This window comes from Pseudomonas sp. ChxA (genome assembly GCF_030263855.1).
GTDB lineage: Bacteria > Pseudomonadota > Gammaproteobacteria > Pseudomonadales > Pseudomonadaceae > Aquipseudomonas > Aquipseudomonas fluorescens_CB.
Genome location: NZ_JARPMK010000001.1, coordinates 5,154,137 through 5,172,988, shown reverse-complemented (window position 1 = coordinate 5,172,988; position 18,852 = coordinate 5,154,137). Strand labels below are relative to the sequence as shown.

Genomic DNA, 18,852 nt, shown 5'->3' with positions numbered 1-18,852 from the left:
CCGAACATGAATATTTCGCGGCCCTTTATCGAACGCCCCGTGGCCACCACGTTGATGATGGTCGCGGTGCTGCTGCTTGGCCTGTTGGGTTATCACTTGCTGTCGGTGTCGGCACTGCCGGAGGTGGATTACCCGACCATCCAGGTGTTCACCCAATACCCCGGCGCCAGCCCGGATGTGGTCAGTTCCTCGATCACCGCGCCACTGGAGCGTCAGCTCGGCGAAATGCCGGGGCTCAAGTCGATGAACTCCACCAGCTCCGACGGTGCTTCGGTGGTGACCCTGCAATTTGACCTGTCGCTGTCCCTGGACGTGGCCGAACAGGAAGTGCAGGCCGCCATCAACGCGGCGGGGACGTTCCTGCCCGCCAACCTGCCTTACCCGCCGGTGTACAGCAAGGTCAACCCGGCGGATGCGCCGGTGCTGACGCTGTCGCTGACCCCCGATGTACTGCCGCTGACCAAGGTTGAAGACTTGGCCGATACACGGCTGGCGCAGAAAATCTCGCAGATCACCGGCGTCGGCCTGGTGACCATCAGCGGCGGCCAGCGCCCGGCGGTGCGAGTCGAGGCCAACACCTCGGCGCTGAACAGCCTCGGCCTGTCGCTGGATGATTTGCGCACCTCGCTGGGCACCGCCAACGTCAACCAGGCAAAGGGCAATATCGACGGTAAATTCCAGGCCTATTCCATCGGCGCCAACGACCAGCTGCAATCGGCGGAGGAATACCGCGACCTGGTGATCGCCTACAAAAACGGCGCGCCGATTCGCCTCTCGCAAATTGCCAGCTCCACCCAAGGCCCGGAAAACCCACGCCAGGCTGCCTGGACCAACGACACGCCGTCGATCGTGTTGAATATCCAGCGCCAACCGGGCGCCAACGTGATCGAAGTGGTCGACCGCGTGCAGCAACTGCTGCCCAAGCTACGCGCCAGCCTGCCGGGCACCTTGAAGGTCGCGGTGCTCACCGACCGCACCCAGACCATCCGCGCCTCGGTCACCGATGTGCAGTACGAATTGGGGCTGGCGATCTTGCTGGTGGTGATCGTGATTTTTGCCTTTTTGCGCAACGTGCCGGCCACGATTATTCCCGCCGTCACCATCCCGTTGACGCTGATCGGCACCCTGGCGGTGGCCTATGCACTGGGCTTTTCCCTGAATAACCTGACGCTGATGGCGCTGACTATTGCCATCGGCTTTGTGGTGGATGACGCCATCGTGATGATCGAAAACATCACGCGCTACCTGGAGGCCGGTGACACGCCACTGCAAGCCGCGCTCAAGGGCGCGGAGCAGATCGGCTTCACCATTATTTCGCTGTCCATCGCGCTGATTGCGGTGATGATTCCGCTGCTGTTCATGGGCGATGTGGTCGGACGGCTGTTCCGTGAGTTCGCCATGACCGTGGCAGTGACCATCGTTATCTCGGCGTTCATCTCCCTGACGCTTACGCCGATGATGTGCGCACGCATGCTCAAGTCCCGGCATGAGCAACGCCGCGCGGATTTCTTCGACCGCATCAACCGCCATTACGTGCGTGGCCTGGATTGGGTATTGGCGCACCGCACCTTGACCCTGATGTCGGTGGTGCTCACCGCCGCGCTGACCTTGTTCACCCTGGTGATCATGCCCAAGGGCTTTTTTCCCGATCAGGACACCGGCCTGATCCAGGGCATTTCCCAGGCTTCACCGACCATTTCGTTCCAGCAGATGCAAGTCGAGCAGCAACGCCTGGCGGCCCGCATCCTCAAGGACCCGGCGGTGCAAAGCCTGTCGTCGTTTGTCGGCATTGACCAGACTAACCCGACCATCAATCAGGGTAATTTGCTGATTAACCTGAAGCCGCGTGGCGAACGTGACAGCAGCACCGAAGTGATTCGCCGCCTGGCCGACGCCAACGCCGATGACGCGGGCATCCGCCTGTATCTGCACTCGGTGCAAGACCTGACCCTGGACGCCACGGTGTCGACCACCAGCTACCGTTTGGGACTGCAAGCCACTGACCCGGATGAGTTGGAACAGTGGACCACCAAGCTGCTCGCCGCGATCAAGCAAGACCCGATGTTCACCGATGTACAAAGCCAGGCCATGCAGTTCGGCAACCAGATCAAGCTGACCTTCGACCGCGCCACCGCCTCGCGGCTGGGCATCACGCCGCAGGCCATCGACGATGTGCTGTATGACGCGTTCGGCCAGCGCCAGGTCTCGACTATCTACACGCAGCTCAACCAGTACCACGTGGTGATCGCCACCGACCACCCGCCGCGTAACCTGCCGGACTTGCTCACTGGGTTGTACGTGGATATTCCTGGGGGCGGTGTGGCGCCGCTGTCGAGCATGGCGACCATGCAGATTGTACGTTCGCCGGTCACTATCAATCGCCTGGGGCAGTTCCCCTACGCGGATGTGTCGTTCAACCTCGCGCCCGGGCAGACCTTGGGCGCGGCAGTCACGCGCTTGCAGGAAATTGAAGCCAAGGTTGGCCTGCCGCTGTCGGTGCAAGCCAACCTCGAAGGCGCGGCGGCGACATTCCAGGCGTCGTTGTCCAACCAGGTGTTCCTGGTGCTGGCGGCGATTGTGGTGGTCTACCTGATGCTGGGCATTTTGTACGAGAGCTTCGTTCACCCGGTGACGATTCTTTCGACCCTGCTGTCGGCGGCTCTCGGCGCCTTACTGGCGTTGCTGCTCACCGGCACGCAGTTCGACATTATCGGTTTGATCGGCATTGTGTTGCTGATCGGCATCGTCATGAAAAACGGCATCATGATGGTCGACTTCGCGCTGGAGCTTTTACGCGAAGGCGGCTTGAGCCCGGTGCAGGCGATTCGCCAGGCAGCGGAGTTGCGGTTCCGGCCGATTTTGATGACCAGCATGGCCTCGTTGTTCGGCGCGGTGCCGTTGGCACTGGGCACCGGCATCGGCTCGGAGCTGCGCCACCCGCTGGGCATCGCGATCATCGGCGGGCTGTTGCTGAGCCAGTTGCTCACGCTGTTTTCCACGCCGGTGATCTTCCTCGCCATGCATGGCCTGGGGCAGCGTTTCAGCCGTCGCCCGGTGGCGGTGGATTAATGCAATGAACCTTAGCGCGCCGTTTATCCATCGTCCCATTGCCACCACGCTGCTGGCGGCCGGGCTGGCATTGTTTGGCCTATTGGCCTTCAACCTGCTGCCGGTGGCGCCGCTGCCGGAGGTGGATTTCCCCACCATCAGCGTCAGCGCCTCGTTGCCTGGCGCCGACCCGACCACCGTCGCCAGTTCGGTGGCCACGCCGCTGGAGCGCCAATTCGGGCAGATCGCCGGGGTCACGCAGATGACCTCGGCCAGCAGCCTCGGCTCGACGCGCATCACTATGCAGTTTGATCTGAGCCGCGACATCGACGGTGCCGCGCGGGACGTACAGGCGGCGATCAACGCCGCGCGCAGCAACTTGCCCAGTGACTTGTCCGGCAACCCGACCTACCGCAAGGTCAACCCGGCGGATTCGCCGATCCTGATTATCAGCCTGACCTCCGACAGCGCCACGCCGGGGCAAATGTACGACGCCGCCTCGACGGTACTGGAGCAGCGCCTGCTGCAAACCACTGGCGTCGGCGACGTGACGGTGGGCGGCGGCGCGCTGCCGGCGGTGCGCATCGAGCTCAACCCGGACCGCCTCAACCAGTACGGCGTGAGCCTGGAGCAGGTGCGCCAGGTGATCGGCGCGTCCAACGCCAACCTGCCCAAGGGCAATGTGGCGGTGGGTGACCGCTCCTACGGCATTGGGGCCAATGACCAGTTGCTCGACAGCAACGATTACGGGCCGCTGGTGGTCAAGGCGCACAACGGCGACTTGATCCATATCTCGGACCTGGGCTACGTGCGCGAAGACGTGCAGGACCTGCGCAACTTCGGCCTGTCCAACGGCAAGCCGGCGGTGCTGCTGGTGGTGTTCAAGCAGCCGGGCGCCAACGTGATCGAAACCGTGGACGCCGTGAAAGCCTCGCTGCCGTTTTTGCAAAGCTCGATCCCGGCGTCGATCAAGCTCAACCTGCTGATGGACCGCACCACCACCATTCGCTCGTCGCTGCATGACGTGGAAGTGACGTTGCTGGCCTCGATCCTGCTGGTGACGCTGGTGACCTTCGGTTTCTTCCGTGACTGGCGCAGCACGCTGGTGCCTGCGGTGGTGGTGCCGTTGTCGTTGCTGGGCACCTTTGGCGCCATGTACTTCCTTGGCTACAGTCTGAATAACCTGTCGCTGATGGCGCTGACCATTTCCACCGGTTTTGTGGTGGACGACGCCATCGTGGTGGTGGAAAACATCATGCGCCACCTGGAGCGCGGCAAAACGCGGGTGGAGGCCGCGTTGGCCGGGGCGCAGGAAGTCGGCTTTACCGTGCTGACCATCAGTGTGTCGCTGGTGGCGGTGTTTATTCCGCTGCTGCTGATGGGCGGGATCGTCGGGCGGCTGTTTCGCGAGTTTTCGGTGTCACTGTCGGTGGCCATCGTTATCTCGATGGTGATCTCGCTGACCGTCACGCCAATGCTCGCCAGTGTGTTGCTGCGTGCGCCGAAGGCAGTCCATGAAGGCAACGAACACCCGGATTCACGCTTTCACCGTTTCTACGACCGCACCTTGGGCTGGGTGATTGATCATTCGATTCTGATGGGCCTGGTCACCGTGCTGGTGATCGTGCTCGCAGGCGTGCTGTATGTGCTGGTGCCCAAGGGCTTCTTCCCGCAGGAAGACACCGGGCGCCTGCAAGGCAGCATCATTGCCGCGCAGAGTATTTCCTACGGGGCGATGCAAAAAGACTTCACCGCGATCAACCACAAGGTGATGCAAAACCCCAATGTGGAAACCGCTGCCGGGTTTGTCGGCGGCGGGGGCGGTGGCGGCGGGGCGGTCAACAGTGCCCAGCTGTTTGTCTTGCTCAAGCCCATCGATCAGCGCAAAGACAGCGCCACCGATGTGATCGGGCAGATCCGTCGCACCCTCGGTGATATGCCCGGCACCAAGCTGTTTTTACAGGCGGCTCAAGACATCACCGTGGGCGGGCGGCAAAGCGGCGCGCAATACCAATACACCCTGACCGCCGATGACCAGCAATCCCTGGATGAGTGGGTGCCCAAGGTGGTGGCCGTGTTGCACAAGCTGCCGCAACTCACCGACCTTAATACCGACCAGCAGGACAACAGCCTGCTGGCCAACGTGAATATCAACCGCGACACGGCAGCGCGGCTCGGCGTGGGTATGTCGGCGGTGGACCAGACGCTTTACGACGCCTTTGGCCAGCGCCAGGTCTCGACGCTTTATCGTGCGGCCAACCAGTACCATGTGGTGATGGAAATCGCGCCGCAATACTGGACTGATCCTTCGGCGCTCAAAGGCATTTACGTACCCACGGGCAATGCGGCGGCGGCCGCCAAAGGCACCACCGCTGCGCCGAACCTGGCCAACCCGCCTGCGCTGGTGCCGCTGTCGGCCTTGGCGGATAACGGCGTTTCGCGCACCGCTATCTCTATCAGCCACCAAAGCACGTTCCCGGCGGTGACGGTGTCGTTCAACCTGGCGCCCGGCACGTCCATCGGCCAGGCCACTGAGCAGGTGGAGGATGCCGTGAAGCAGCTACGCATGCCGGCCAGCGTGACTGGCCAGTTTGCCGGTACGGCCCAGGTGTTCCAGTCGTCGGTGGCCAGCGAGCCGCTGCTGATCGTCGCCGCGTTGCTGTCGGTGTACATCGTGCTGGGCATTTTGTATGAAAACCTGATGCACCCGCTGACCATCCTCTCGACCTTGCCCTCGGCGGGTGTCGGCGCGTTGATCGCCTTGCTGCTGACCGACACCGAGCTGTCGATCATCGCGCTGGTGGGCGTGATTCTGTTGATTGGTATCGTGAAGAAAAACGCGATCATGATGATCGACTTCGCGATTACCGAGCGCCGTGAGTTCGGCCTCAGCGCCAAGGAAGCGATTCGCCGTGCGTGCCTGATTCGCTTTCGGCCGATCATGATGACCACCTTGGCGGCGATTCTCGGCGCGCTGCCGCTGGTGCTCGGCTCAGGCTACGGCTCGGAACTGCGCCGGCCCTTGGGGATTTCGATTATTGGTGGGCTGCTGTTCAGCCAGGTGCTGACGCTCTACACCACTCCGGTGATTTACCTCTGGCTCGACCGGGCGTCCCAACGCCTGGGACGGCACAAGGAAGCAAGGTCATGAAACTCAGAATTAGCGTGCTGTTGATCAGCCTGGCCCTTGGCGGCTGTATGGTGGGGCCGGATTACCAGAAGCCTGCGATGGCGTTGCCGCAGTCGTTCAAGGAAGGTGCGCAGTGGCAGCGTGCGGTGTCCAACCCGCAGGGCGCGATGGACAGTCAGTGGTGGCTGGCCTATCAGGATCCGGTGCTGAACGACTTGGTCGCGCGTTCGGCCAAGGCCAACCAGTCGATCATTGCGGCTGAGGCGGCGTATCGGTTGGCGCAGGCGCAAGTGGCGTCGAGCCGCGCCGGGTTGTGGCCGACGGTGGGCGTAGGGCTGTCGGGTTCGCGTGGCGAGGGCGGTGACGGCACCAGCTCCAGCTCCAGCAGCACTGCATCGACCGGCGTGAAGAACAGTGTCAGCGCCACCCTGACCGCCAGTTGGGAGCCGGACCTGTGGGGCCAAGTGCGCCGGGGCATCGAGTCGAGCCAGGCCACGGCGCAGCAATCGGATGCATTGTTGGCTGGGGTGCGCTTGTCGATCAGTGCCAGTGTGGCGAGTAATTACCTGGCATTACGCCAGATGGACATCGATGTGCGCCTGCTGCAACAGCAACAGACGATCAACCAGCAATTGCTCGACATGATCCAGGCGCAGTTCACCCAAGGGGTTGCCACCAACGACCAGTTGCTGGTGGCCCAGGATCAACTGACCACCTCGATTGCCGACCTGCAGACCTCGCAGCGAGACCGTGAGCAATACGAGCATGCGCTGGCGGTGCTGGTAGGCGTGGCGCCCAGCGAGTTCAGCGTGGCGCCGCGTACGGACTTCACCTTCGTGGTGCCACGGCCACCGCTGACCTTGCCTTCGACCTTGCTGCAACGTCGCCCGGATGTGGTGGCGGCAGAACGTTCGGCAGCGGCGGCCAACGCCAAGATCGGCGTGGCCCAGGCGGCGTTCTTTCCTTCCCTGGATTTGACCGCCGAGCTGGGCTATCGCGGCAGTGCGTTGGGTGGGTTGTTCTCTTTACCGAATCGCATCTGGACCTTGGGGCCGGCGTTGGCGCAGACCATCTTTGACGGTGGCGCGCGAGAGGCGGCGGTGAAGCAGGCAGAGGCCAGTTATGACCAGATTGCCGCAACCTATCGCGGGACGGTGCTCAGTGCCTTGCAGAACGTCGAGGACAATCTGTCGGCGATCAATCATCTGCACACCCAGGCCGATGCCTTCCAGCAGGTCTACCAGCGCAATCAACAACTGTTCGGCAGCCAGGAGGCGCAGTTGCGGGCGGGTACGGTCAGCCGGGAGGCGGTGCTGACTCAACAGCTTGTGCTATTGCAAGCCGAGCAGAATCTGCGCGATACGCAGGGGCAGTTGAGCCAGGGCAGTGTGGCGTTGATCCAGAGTCTGGGTGGCGGCTGGCAACCCGCCGGGCGCTGAGCGACGTGCAGTTGGCTTAGTCTGGCAGTGTTGAGTAGCCTTTTTCACTAAAGGCCATGAATGCGCTGGCTTCTGTGCACGGGAAGGCCTCACCCGTTTGGTCGAACCCGGTCAAAAAACCGGGGCCTGTGTCGTTGAAGCCTTCGTCCAACCTGTGAAAGTCGGGATGGGCATCGAGATAGTTGGCAACTTTTGAAATGTTATAGGCTGCGTCGGCGCGAGCATCGGGGTTTTTATTGTGCTCGGTCCAATCGCCCGTTAGTGCCTTGAGGTTGTTTAAAGTACTGTCGCGCAAGGGATGATCCGCCAAGGATTTGGCAAACCGCTCAACGATCGGGTTGGCGCTGAGAATTTGCTCTGCACTGCGCCTGTCACCTCTTGGCCTACCGATGGAGACAGTCGGTTTGGTAATGGTGATTTTTTCATTATCCCAAGGCAGCGGTGTGCCGTGATCGTCGAGCGCTGTGTAGCCTTCCTGGCTGAATTTTTTCAGCAAGGCTGCCTCTGAGCCGTCACCGTCGATGATCTCTGCGTCATCAAACGGTGGCGGTAAAGGTGACTGGTATTCGCCCTCAATCCTGGCGTTTCCCTTAGTGTTATCACCACGGGCCGACTCCTTCACGTTGATTCCATCGATATAGTTGAATACGCGTGCAGCGTTATAGGCCGCGTCCGCGCGGCTTTGCGGGTTTGGGTTGGCGTTTGTCCAATCGCCCAGATGCCGGGAGAGATTTTCCGCGGGGATCGACAGGGGCAGGTGTTTGAAAATCGGGTTTGCGTTGATTATCTCGTCTGCTGTTCTGCGATCACCACGGGGGCGCCCGGTTGCCTGGTAGGGTGCAAAAAAGATGTCTTTTTCACTCTGAATCCACGACGGGCGCTGCTTTGCCCCGTGGGATTGGTCTGCCTTGGCGCCGGCAGGCTGTTCGCCCATCAGGGGGGGTATCAGCGGAGTAACGGGTGGTGTGATGTTCATCAGGATTCCCGGTTGTTGAGGTTATGGCGCTTGAGTTGCACTGAGCGAGCGGCCGTGGTGGTGATTGGCTGCGGTTTTGCCTGTGGTTCCTTGCCCGGCAGGTGCTTTGTATTGCCAGGGATGAATGCAGCGCTATCAATCTGACTGGTGAGGCGGATTGGCATTTGTCGTAAATATAGATACGATGCTAATCATTAGCTTGCTATCTATGTGCGCACCGAATGAAGCCGCCGACCTTTCAACTGCCTGACTTTTGGCAAGCCACGCTGGCGCCCTCGCGGGCCGATCTGTTGTTTGCCCTGCGCAATATGATCGCCGGCGGGGTCGCGTTGTATTTGGCCTTTTGCTTGGACCTGCAGCAGCCGCAATGGGCGCTGACCACGGTATTTATCGTCGGCCAGTCCACCAGCGGCATGGTCTTGGCCAAGGGTGCCTATCGGTTACTGGGCACGTTTGTGGGCGCGGCGGCTTCGGTGGTGATGATTGCTGTCTTCGGCCAAGCGCCTTTGTTGTTTCTACTGTGCATGGCGTTGTGGTTGGCGTTTTGCACCACAGGCGCGTCGTTGCTGCGCAATCACGCCTCTTATGGGTTTGTGTTGGCGGGCTACACCACGGCGATTATCGCGCTGCCTGCGACTGCGGCGCCGCTTGGGGTATTCGATGAGGCGGTAGCCCGTTGCCAGGAAATCAGCCTGGGGATTCTCTGCGCATCGATCGCGAGCACGATTTTATGGCCGCGCCGGGTTGAGCAGACGCTGGCGGTTCAAGGCCGTGCGGCCTGGCAGGCCGGCCTGCGCGCCGCGGCGTCGGAGCTGCTGGGCACCGATCAGCGCAAGGGGTTGCTCGAAGCACTGGGCCGTTTGGTTGCAGTTGATGCCCAGCGTGACCATGCCTGGTTCGAAGGCCCCAAGGGCCGGCGCAGATCCCAGGCGCTGCGGGTGCTGAGCCGGGACTTGCTGGGACTCTTGCGCGCGGCCCGCGGCGTGGCACGGCAGCGATTGATGCTGGAAGATACGACCCGCGTGGCGCCTTGGGTGGACGAGGTGGCGGCGACGCTACAGCAAGAGCGGCCCGATGCGCTGCCTGCACTCTCGCAGCGCCTGAGGTTGGCGCTGGGTGATCCAGATTTGAGCGCGGAGGCGCACTTTTGCCTGGTGCAATTGGCCGAGGTGCTGCGCTTGATTGACGTGGGCACCGTGACCCTGGCGGCCGTCGAAGCCGGCAGGGTGCCGCCCGGTGCGCCAGGCGCCCTGTCCTGGCATCGGGATATCGAGCAAGGCGTGCTCGGTGGACTGCGCAGTGCCTTGGCGTTTCTGGCCGTTGCGGCATTCTGGATTTTTACCGACTGGCCGTCGGGCCTGGGCGCAGTGTCGATCAGCGGCGTGGTCTTGAGCCTGTTTGCCGCACGGGAAAACCCTTCTGCGTCGGGCCTCAATTTTCTCAAGGGCATTGCGCTGTCGATCCCGATAGCCGGCTTTGTGCGCTTTGCCTTGTTGCCCGGGTTTGATGCTTTCGCGCTGTTATGCGTGGCGTTGGGCGTGCCGTTGTTTTTCGCCTCGCTGTGCATGAGCCGGGCAAAACTTGTGGCCACCGCTTCGGCGTTTTGTATCTTCTTCGTCAACAACGTCGGGCCGAGCAACCTGATGAGTTACGACATTGCTGCCTTTCTCAACAAGGCCATCGCGACTTTGGTGGGCGTCGGGATTGCGGTGATGGTGTTTCGCCTGATTCAGCTCAACCCTGGCGAGCGACACTACCGGCGTATGTTCAAGGCTTCATTGTTCGATTTGGCGCAGTTGACTTCGCGCCCTCTGGAGCAAGCCGAGAGCTGGTTTGGCGGGCGCATGGCCGATCGCTTGATCCGTCTGTCACGCTACAGCCAAACCTTGCCCGCCGAGCGTCGTACCCATTGGGACAATGGCCTGCTCGGGTTGGACCTGGGTGATGAGTTGCTGGAGTTGCGTGCAAGCCTTGCGGGCAGCCAGGGCGCCTTGGCTGGCGAGCGTGATGATTATTTGCGGCAGTTGGCGGTGATACTCAGGCACGCGGGGCCAGGCTCGGCAACGGCGGGGCTGCTGGATGGGCCAAGTGCTGCACTGCTTCAAGCACTTGAGCAGCCGTCGGGGTTGACGGAGCAGGATCGGGAGATGGCCAGGGCGGCGGTGCTGCAGTTGCGGTTTACCTGGCGCAAGTGGTGTCAGCGGGGCATATAGCAGCAGGAGCTGGCGAACCAGCTCCTGCAGGGAGGTTACTCGGCGATCTGCAACTTGCGCGACTCGGTATAGATGTAGCGCACCTTTTCATATTCAAACGGCGAGTTCATCTGACCGTAGCGGAAGCTGGTCTGGTAGCGCTTGTCGACGGCGCGCAAGGCCCAGATTTCCGGGTGGTTTTCGCTGACTTTGGAGACGTTGAGGAAGTTGATCTCGGTCTCGGCGCCGTAGTCGACGATCAGGCCGGTAGTGTCACGCAGGTTCGAGGGCCCGAAGATCGGCAGCACCAGGTAGGCGCCGCCAGGCACGCCGTAGAAGCCCAGGGTCTGGCCGAAGTCTTCGCTCTGGCGTGGCAGGCCCATGGCGGTAGCCGGGTCCCACAGGCCGGCGATGCCGATGGTGGTGTTGAGCAGCAGGCGCCCGGTGGTTTCCAGGGAGCGGTGGCCCTTGAGTTGCAGCAGGCTGTTCAACAGGTTGGGCACATCGCCCAGGTTGTTGAAGAAGTTGCTCACGCCGGTGCGCAGGAAACTTGGGGTGACGTAGGTGTAGCCGTTGACCACCGGCAGGAACACCCATTGGTCGAACCGGTAGTTGAAGTGGTACACGCGGCGGTTCCACGACTCCAGCGGGTCATAGACGTTAAGTGCCGTCAGCGATGAACGCTCGAACTCACGCTGGTCCAGGCCTGGGTTGAACTTGAGTTTGGTCAACGGCTCCTTGAAGCCATCGGAGTCAACCTTGACCGGCTCGTGGGCCTTGCTGTTGTCGGCATTGGCGACGCCTGCGCACATCAGCGCGGCGAGCAGCAGAAGATATTTAGCCACGGAAGAACTCCAGCATGGCGTCGGCGTTGACGCGGTAATTAAGGTTGCCGCAATGGCCGCCCAGCGGGTAGACGGTCAAGCGATCGCCGAAGGTTTTACGCAGGAAACCGAGGTCGCCAGGGCCGAGAATCACGTCGTCGGCGTTGTGCATGACCGCAATTTTCGGGCTGTCGTGCAGGTAGTCCTTGAGTGCGTACAGGCTGACCTGGTCAACCAGTTGCAGCAGGCTGCCGCCGTCGGAGCGGGCACGCCACATCGGGATCACTTGTTCGGTGAGGTAGCAGTCGAAGTCGCATTGCAGGGCACGCTTGAGGAACGGCGTGAGGCTGGTGCCTTCGGTGATCGGGTATTTCGGCGGAATGATCAGGCCACGACGGTTGATCAAGTCCGAGGTAAAGGCAATGTCGGCCGCCGAGAAGCGGAACGAGGTGCCGATCAGCATGGCCATCTGTTCGTTGGTCAGGTGCTGCTTGGAGTTCTGGAAGTCGTAGAGCAGGGCGTCATTGAGGTCGATGTAGCCCTTTTGCTGAAAGTAGCGCGTCAGTTTGGCCAGCACCAGCTCATAGAAGGTCGTGGTGTTGTTGATGCCCTTGACCTCGGTCTGTACCAGCTTGTCCAGGTTGGTGATCGAGGTGTAGAGGTTGACCGGCGGGTTGAGCAGCAGCACTTTTTTGAAGTTAAAGCTGCGGCGGGTCTCGTCGAGCTTGCTGACAAACGCCGCATCCAGGGCGCCGAGGCTGTAGCCGGTGAGGTAGAAGTCGGTCACCGGCAGCGAGGCGTTCTGCGCGCGCACCGCTTGCATCACGCGGTACATGTCTTCGGCGTCTTCCTGGGTGATACCCGGCGTGGCGAAGCGCGAGGCGGCGCTGATGAAGTCGAAGCTGGTGGGCGATGACAGCTGCACCACGTGGTAGCCGGCCTGGTAATAGAGTTTTTTCAGGTATTCGTTGATGCTGCTGTCAAACCGGGCGCCCGTGCCTGCGATCAGGAAGATCAGCGGCGCAGCGTGGTCCTGTTTGGCGATGCGGTAGGTGAGTTTCTTCACTGCCCAGAAGTTGTCCGGCAGGCTGAATTCACGCTCTGGGCGCATGTTGAGGGTGTAATCGGACTGGTTGATCTCGTCGTTGCTGGGCAATTTAGGCCGCAGGTCCGGCGGGGTGGTGGCAATGGTCGCCTCGAACGGGTTCGTCAAAGGGAAGCCATAAGTGGCCTGGTCGACATCGACGGCCAGTGCTGACGCACTCAAAAATAGGCTGCCCAGCAAGGCAGCGCAGCGCAAGGAACGGAGCATGACTTAATCCCTAAGAGGAAACGTGCTGAATGAAGTTCGCAGGCTATGACCACCGCGTTGCCACCGAAGTGCCAGCCCTCGGCACTAAAAGTCGGAAAAAAACCACGGAATCGGGGTAATAGTAGCCAGAAGATACACTTTGCAGCGCCTTGATGAACAGTTATCTGCGTACACACCTTGCTAACGGCCGCCGTGGGATTAAGCTGAGCGCCGTTTTTGCCTATCGGAGTTCGCCATGTCCCGTCGTTTGCCACTTATTCTGCTGCTTATCGCCTTGCCGTTATGGCTGGCCGCCAGTTATGGCGCCCGTTACGGTTTTATGGAAGACGGCCAGTGGGTGGGGATCTGCGTTGACGAGGCCAGCCGCTGGGAATGCCAACTGCGCTCGAACCTGGGGCTGATGATTCACTTCAAGGTATTGGGCTGGGCCGCATTGGCCACCTCGGTGCTGGGGTTTTTTGTGCCGGGGCGAGCGGGTTGGGGGTTGGCGGTGTTGGGGATGGTGTTCGGGTTGCCGGCACTGGCGTTGTATAACACCACGTTTGCGGTATTTGCGGTGGTGATTGCGGGGTTGCGGTTGGTCAGGAAGCCTCGGGTTGTCTGATAGGGCCTCTTCGCGAGCAAGCCCGCTCCCACATTAGATTGGATGCATCCCTTGGAATGCGCTCGAATGTGGGAGCGGGCTTGCTCGCGAAAGCGGTCTTATGCCTTACGCACCCGCAAGCACCGCCACAAAGCCACCACCATCAACCCGCTCACCAGCGCCCAACCCCACGCCTGCTGGTTCAGCAAGCCTTCGCGATACAGCTGCGGCGCAATGCCGGCGCCAATAATGAAGGCCAGCAGCGCAATCTCCCGACGCGGGCCGGTGACCGGGCGAACCAGGTAAACCAGGGCTGGCAACACCAGCGCCGCACTTGGGAAGCTGCGATAGCGCGGGTCGAACACCAGCGCCAGCATCATCACCGCCCCAGCGAACCCGGCAATTGCCACCAGCCAACCTGCGTGTTGCTCCAGCCAGTTGAAGGCGCGTTCCCGCCAAGCGTCCCGAGCGCTTAGAGCCAGCGCGGCATGAGCCAGTACTAACAGGTTCAACACCACCAGCAAGCCAGCCCACACCCATTCATCGTTGAAACGCGCAGTGACACGGGTCAGCTCGGCCCAGGTGCCAATGGAGCAGGCGGCGACTGCGCCGAGCAATGGCAGCATGAATGCGGCACGCGCGCTGCGCACCCGGCCGCCCAGTGCCAGAGTGCCCAGCAGGATCAGGCCGCCGACGCCCAGCCACAGCGGCCAATACGGCACGTTGCTCACCGGCCCGGCAAGGATGCCCTTGTCCTGGCGGTCGGCGTCAAACAAGCCCCAGTAACCACCAACGGCGCCTTCACTGGCGCGTTTCCACGGCTGGTCAAACGCTTCGATCAGGTTATAGCGCCAGCCATTGGCCTCGGCCATGGCCACAAAGCCGCGCATGAACTTGGCCTCGTTGACCCGGCTTGGCACCGCGGTTTCGCGCTGGCGGCCTTCGCTGGGCCAGCCGGTCTCGCCGATCAGCACATCTTTAGGCGCGAATTTGTTGCCGAAGGTCTGGCGCACATCACCCACATGCTTGAGGGCTTGATCGATGCCCGACGGGTCATCTTCCCAATAGGGCAGCAGGTGAATGGTGAGGAAATCCACCGCCGGGGCGATTTCCGGGTGTTGCAACCAGAACTCCCATACATCGGCATAAGTGACCGGTTGCTTGATCTGGCTTTTGACCTGGTGGATCAGCGTTACCAGCTGCTTGGCAGTGACTTCCTTGCGCAGCAGCGCCTCGTTACCGACGATCACCGAGGTAACCACATCAGGGTTGGCATTGGCGGCAGCAATCAGCTCGTTGATTTCCTTGTGGGTGGCCACCGGGTCACTGCTGACCCAGGCGCCTGCCATCACCTTCAAACCATGCTTGCGCGCCATACCGGGCAGGTCTTCCAGGCCCGTCATGGAATAAGTGCGGATGCATTCAAAACGGGTTGCCAGCAACGCCAGGTCAGCGTCCATGCGCTCGGGGCGCAGTTTGAACGGCTGGTCGAACGGCGACTGGTCCTTGTCGAACGGCGTGTAGGACGCGCATTGCATCTTGTGGCTGGCACTGGCCACATCCGGCAGCACCACCGGCCGGCCGAGGCCGTACCAGTAGCCGACAAGGGTAAGCACGCCGAGGATCAAGGCGCAGAAATAGGGCAGGGCAGGGAAGCGGGCAGTCGCGGGCATGGTCAGCTTATCTGGGGGAGCAAAGGCGCGCATCTTACCCGGATTTAGCCCGTCCCAGTGGGGCTGCATAATTTAGACATGCAAAGTTCGGGCGGGAAATTGACGCCAAGTCCTAGGAACTGTCCTGCTGGCGATGTGATGTCGTTTCTTGCTTACCCGAGGTCGCTGACAGAGCAGGTCCAAGGCCTCGGCAGGTTGATGATCGAAGTGTCAGCACTCCACTGGCGGCGCACCACCGTGATCGACGCGCGTGAAGGGGGCGCGATGCACCCTATAACAACAGGTTGACGTCGCTCGGCATCCGTCGGGCGCAGCACTTTCGGGGAAGTATTATGAAGATGCGACGACTCTTGGGCGCAGCTGCCACTCTGGTAGTTGCGATGGGCTCCACACTGGCCAGCGCCGACAGCAAAACCCTGAGCATCGGCTATGTAGATGGCTGGTCCGACAGCGTAGCCACCACCCATGTGGCGGCAGAGGTGATCAAGCAAAAGCTCGGTTACGACGTGAAACTGCAGGCTGTCGCCACCGGGATCATGTGGCAAGGCGTGGCCACCGGCAAACTCGACGCCATGCTCTCCGCCTGGCTGCCTGTGACCCACGGTGAGTATTGGGCCAAGAACAAGGACAAAGTGGTCGACTATGGCCCCAACTTCAAGGATGCGAAGATCGGCTTGATCGTGCCGGAGTACGTCAAGGCCAAGTCCATCGAAGACCTCAAGACCGACACCACCTTCAAGAACAAGATCGTCGGCATCGACGCCGGTTCAGGTGTAATGCTCAAGACCGACGAAGCGATCAAGGCCTATGGCCTGGACTACAAACTGCAAGCCAGCTCGGGTGCGGCGATGATTGCCGAACTGACCCGCGCCGAAGACAAGCAGGAATCCATTGCCGTCACCGGCTGGGTGCCGCACTGGATGTTCGCCAAGTGGAAACTGCGTTTCCTCGACGACCCAAAAGGGATTTATGGTGCTGCTGAGACCGTCAACAGCATCGGCAGCAAGGGCCTGGAGAAGAAAGCGCCGGAAGTCGCCGCTTTCCTGAAGAAATTCCAGTGGGCCTCCAAGGACGAAATCGGCGAAGTCATGCTGGCGATTCAAGAGGGCGCCAAGCCTGATGCTGCGGCCAAGGATTGGGTCGCCAAGCACCCTGAACGTGTGGCCGAGTGGACCGCCAAATAAAGCACTAACTCTTTAGAAGCCCCACCACAACCCTAATGTGGGAGCGGGCTTGCTGTGGCGAGGGAGCTTGCTCCCGCTGACTGCGCAGCCGTCTCCGGCTTTTTGGGGGCGCTTCGCACCCCAGCGCAAGCAAGCTTGCTCGCCACAGCAAGCCCGCTCCCACATTTTTTTGCCTGTATTCAGGCTGTTGTTTATTTGTTGACCGCAAAACTTGCTAAGTGGCTATCTCGATCTACTACTAAGGTCGTCTGGAACCTGTTCCGCAGCCGCATACAGTGGATATGTTCCAAAATAATAAAAAGCTGTGCTGCGAGGATAAAAACAATGAACGACAGCATTTACCTCTCGATTCAAAACAGCCCGCGTTTCAAGGAGCTGGTCAGAAAAAGGGAAAGGTTCGCCTGGATTCTCTCGGCGATCATGCTAGGGCTTTACTCCGCTTTCATCCTGTTGATTGCCTACGGGCCACAAGTGCTGGGCGCCAAGCTCAGCCCTGGGTCTTCGATTACCTGGGGTATTCCCCTGGGCGTCGGACTGATTGTGTCCGCATTCATCCTGACCGCGATCTATGTGCGTCGGGCCAATGGCGAATTTGACGACCTGAACAATGCGATTCTCAAGGAGGCTGCGCAATGATCCGGCGTCTATTGGCTATATTCGGCGCTTCGCTGTTTGCTCCGGCCGTTTGGGCGGCGGATGCATTGACCGGTGAAGTGCACAAACAACCGCTGAACGTCTCCGCTATCGTGATGTTTGTCGCGTTTGTCGGCGCCACGCTGTGCATCACTTACTGGGCGTCCAAGCGCAACAAGTCGGCGGCGGACTACTATGCGGCCGGTGGCAAGATCACCGGTTTCCAGAACGGCCTGGCGATTGCCGGTGACTATATGTCGGCGGCGTCCTTTCTGGGGATTTCCGCGCTGGTGTTCACCTCCGGCTACGATGGCCTGATCTACTCGATCGGTTTTCTGGTGGGCTGGCCGATCATTCTGTTCCTGATCGCCGAGCGCCTGCGTAACCTGGGCAAGTACACCTTTGCCGACGTGGCGTCCTATCGCCTCGGGCAAACCCAGATCCGCAGCCTGTCGGCTTGTGGTTCGCTGGTGGTGGTGGCGTTCTACCTGATCGCGCAGATGGTGGGTGCGGGCAAGCTGATCCAGCTGCTGTTCGGCCTGGACTACCACGTCGCGGTGATCCTGGTGGGTATCCTGATGTGCCTGTACGTGCTGTTCGGCGGCATGCTGGCGACCACTTGGGTGCAGATCATCAAGGCGGTGCTGTTGCTGTCCGGTGCCTCATTCATGGCGCTGATGGTGATGAAGCACGTCAACTTCGACTTCAACACGCTGTTTGCCGAGGCGATCAAGGTTCACCCTAAAGGTGAGGCGATCATGAGCCCCGGCGGCTTGGTGAAAGATCCGATCTCGGCATTCTCGTTGGGCCTGGCGCTGATGTTCGGCACCGCGGGCCTGCCGCACATCCTGATGCGCTTCTTCACCGTCAGCGACGCCAAGGAAGCGCGTAAGAGCGTGTTGTATGCCACCGGCTTCATTGGCTACTTCTACATCCTGACGTTCATCATCGGCTTTGGCGCGATCCTGCTGGTGAGTACCAACCCGGCGTTCAAAGATGCTGCAGGCGCCTTGCTGGGCGGTAACAACATGGCGGCGGTGCACCTGGCCAATGCGGTGGGTGGCAGTATTTTCCTCGGCTTCATCTCGGCCGTGGCGTTTGCCACCATCCTGGCAGTGGTTGCCGGTTTGACCCTGGCCGGTGCTTCGGCGGTGTCCCATGACCTGTACGCCAGTGTGATCAAGAAGGGCAAGGCCAACGAGAAAGATGAGATTCGCGTGTCGAAGATCACCACCGTGGCGTTGGGCGTGTTGGCGATCGGCCTGGGTATCCTGTTCGAAAGCCAGAACATCGCGTTCATGGTCGGCCTGGCGTTCTCGATTGCTGCCAGCTGTAACTTCCCGGTGCTGCTGCTTTCCATGTACTGGAAAAACCTCACCACCCGTGGCGCCATGATTGGCGGCTGGCTGGGCTTGATCAGTGCCGTTGGCCTGATGATCCTGGGCCCGACCATCTGGGTGTCGATCCTGCACCATGAAAAAGCCATCTTCCCTTACGAATACCCGGCGCTGTTCTCGATGATCATTGCGTTCGTCGGCATCTGGTTCTTCTCCATCACCGACAAGTCGGCGGCGGCAGAGAAAGAGCGTGCGCTGTACTTCCCGCAGTTTGTGCGTTCGCAGACTGGCCTGGGGGCAAGTGGGGCGGTTAACCACTAAGATTTGTAACGGTTACAAAAAAATGCCCCGGTCGTGAGATCGGGGCATTTTTTTGCTTTTATTAGTAACGGATTTCACAAAACAGTTTCTCAACTCTTGCATCAATAAAGTGCCTCTAAGCCGATCGTTCCCACGCTCTGCGTGGGAATGCAGCCACGGACGCTCTGCGTCCCGGTTGGCATAGGCCTCAAGTCTTGCGC

12 protein-coding genes are annotated in these 18,852 nt (G+C 60.8%); 8 read left to right on the top strand and 4 right to left on the bottom strand.

Annotation, left to right across the window (positions count from 1 at the left end):
• Positions 1–6: 6 nt before the first annotated feature.
• Genes P5706_RS23085 through P5706_RS23075 form a run of 3 tightly spaced genes read left to right on the top strand, consistent with a single transcriptional unit; the run spans position 7 to position 7,617 of the window.
• Entirely contained in the window at positions 7–3,069 is a 3,063-nt protein-coding gene (locus P5706_RS23085; protein ID WP_285682014.1) for an efflux RND transporter permease subunit, read from the top strand.
• Between the two features lie 4 nt (positions 3,070–3,073).
• On the top strand, positions 3,074–6,199 hold the full coding sequence (locus P5706_RS23080) for an efflux RND transporter permease subunit (protein WP_285682012.1): 3,126 nt from the start codon (positions 3,074–3,076) through the stop codon (positions 6,197–6,199).
• Positions 6,196–7,617: an efflux transporter outer membrane subunit gene (locus P5706_RS23075; RefSeq protein WP_200433547.1), complete on the top strand. Its 1,422-nt coding sequence runs from the start codon at positions 6,196–6,198 to the stop codon at positions 7,615–7,617. The genes P5706_RS23080 and P5706_RS23075 overlap by 4 nt, the downstream gene beginning before the upstream one ends.
• A 16-nt stretch (positions 7,618–7,633) precedes the next feature.
• Here the strand turns inward: P5706_RS23075 and P5706_RS23070 are convergent, their stop codons facing one another.
• Positions 7,634–8,593, bottom strand: coding sequence for a hypothetical protein (locus P5706_RS23070; protein ID WP_285682010.1), 960 nt, complete (start codon positions 8,591–8,593; stop codon positions 7,634–7,636).
• Between the two features lie 221 nt (positions 8,594–8,814).
• Here P5706_RS23070 and P5706_RS23065 point away from each other — a divergent pair, with 221 nt between their 5' ends.
• Complete coding sequence (locus tag P5706_RS23065; protein WP_285682008.1) at positions 8,815–10,806, top strand: FUSC family protein; 1,992 nt, start codon at positions 8,815–8,817, stop codon at positions 10,804–10,806.
• A 35-nt stretch (positions 10,807–10,841) separates the two neighbouring features.
• Here the strand turns inward: P5706_RS23065 and P5706_RS23060 are convergent, their stop codons facing one another.
• Both P5706_RS23060 and mlaY read right to left on the bottom strand, forming a co-directional pair.
• The gene (locus tag P5706_RS23060) at positions 10,842–11,630 is read right to left on the bottom strand and encodes an MlaA family lipoprotein (protein ID WP_056857109.1); all 789 of its coding nucleotides are present in this window, start codon (positions 11,628–11,630) and stop codon (positions 10,842–10,844) included.
• Positions 11,623–12,921 (bottom strand): lipid asymmetry maintenance lipase MlaY, encoded by a 1,299-nt coding sequence (gene mlaY, locus P5706_RS23055; RefSeq protein ID WP_138816042.1) that lies wholly within the window; start codon positions 12,919–12,921, stop codon positions 11,623–11,625. Before mlaY ends, P5706_RS23060 begins: the two co-directional genes overlap by 8 nt.
• Before the next feature lie 235 nt (positions 12,922–13,156).
• Here mlaY and P5706_RS23050 point away from each other — a divergent pair, with 235 nt between their 5' ends.
• Positions 13,157–13,525, top strand: coding sequence for a hypothetical protein (locus tag P5706_RS23050; RefSeq protein ID WP_285682004.1), 369 nt, complete (start codon positions 13,157–13,159; stop codon positions 13,523–13,525).
• Between the two features lie 98 nt (positions 13,526–13,623).
• Here the strand turns inward: P5706_RS23050 and P5706_RS23045 are convergent, their stop codons facing one another.
• The gene (locus P5706_RS23045) at positions 13,624–15,177 is read right to left on the bottom strand and encodes a glycoside hydrolase family 17 protein (protein WP_285682002.1); all 1,554 of its coding nucleotides are present in this window, start codon (positions 15,175–15,177) and stop codon (positions 13,624–13,626) included.
• A 332-nt stretch (positions 15,178–15,509) separates the two neighbouring features.
• On the opposite strand from P5706_RS23045, the gene P5706_RS23040 reads away from it, so the two are divergent.
• The 3 genes from P5706_RS23040 (at position 15,510) to P5706_RS23030 (ending at position 18,652) form a co-directional block, all read left to right on the top strand.
• Positions 15,510–16,361 carry a glycine betaine ABC transporter substrate-binding protein gene (locus P5706_RS23040; protein ID WP_200433552.1) on the top strand — a complete coding sequence of 284 codons (852 nt, stop codon included), beginning with the start codon at positions 15,510–15,512 and terminating at the stop codon, positions 16,359–16,361.
• Positions 16,362–16,685: 324 nt separating this feature from the next.
• Complete coding sequence (locus P5706_RS23035; RefSeq protein ID WP_110624991.1) at positions 16,686–16,997, top strand: DUF485 domain-containing protein; 312 nt, start codon at positions 16,686–16,688, stop codon at positions 16,995–16,997.
• A complete protein-coding gene (locus P5706_RS23030) occupies positions 16,994–18,652 on the top strand; it encodes a cation acetate symporter (RefSeq protein WP_200433553.1) in 1,659 nt (552 codons plus the stop codon). Before P5706_RS23035 ends, P5706_RS23030 begins: the two co-directional genes overlap by 4 nt.
• Positions 18,653–18,852 lie beyond the last annotated feature (200 nt).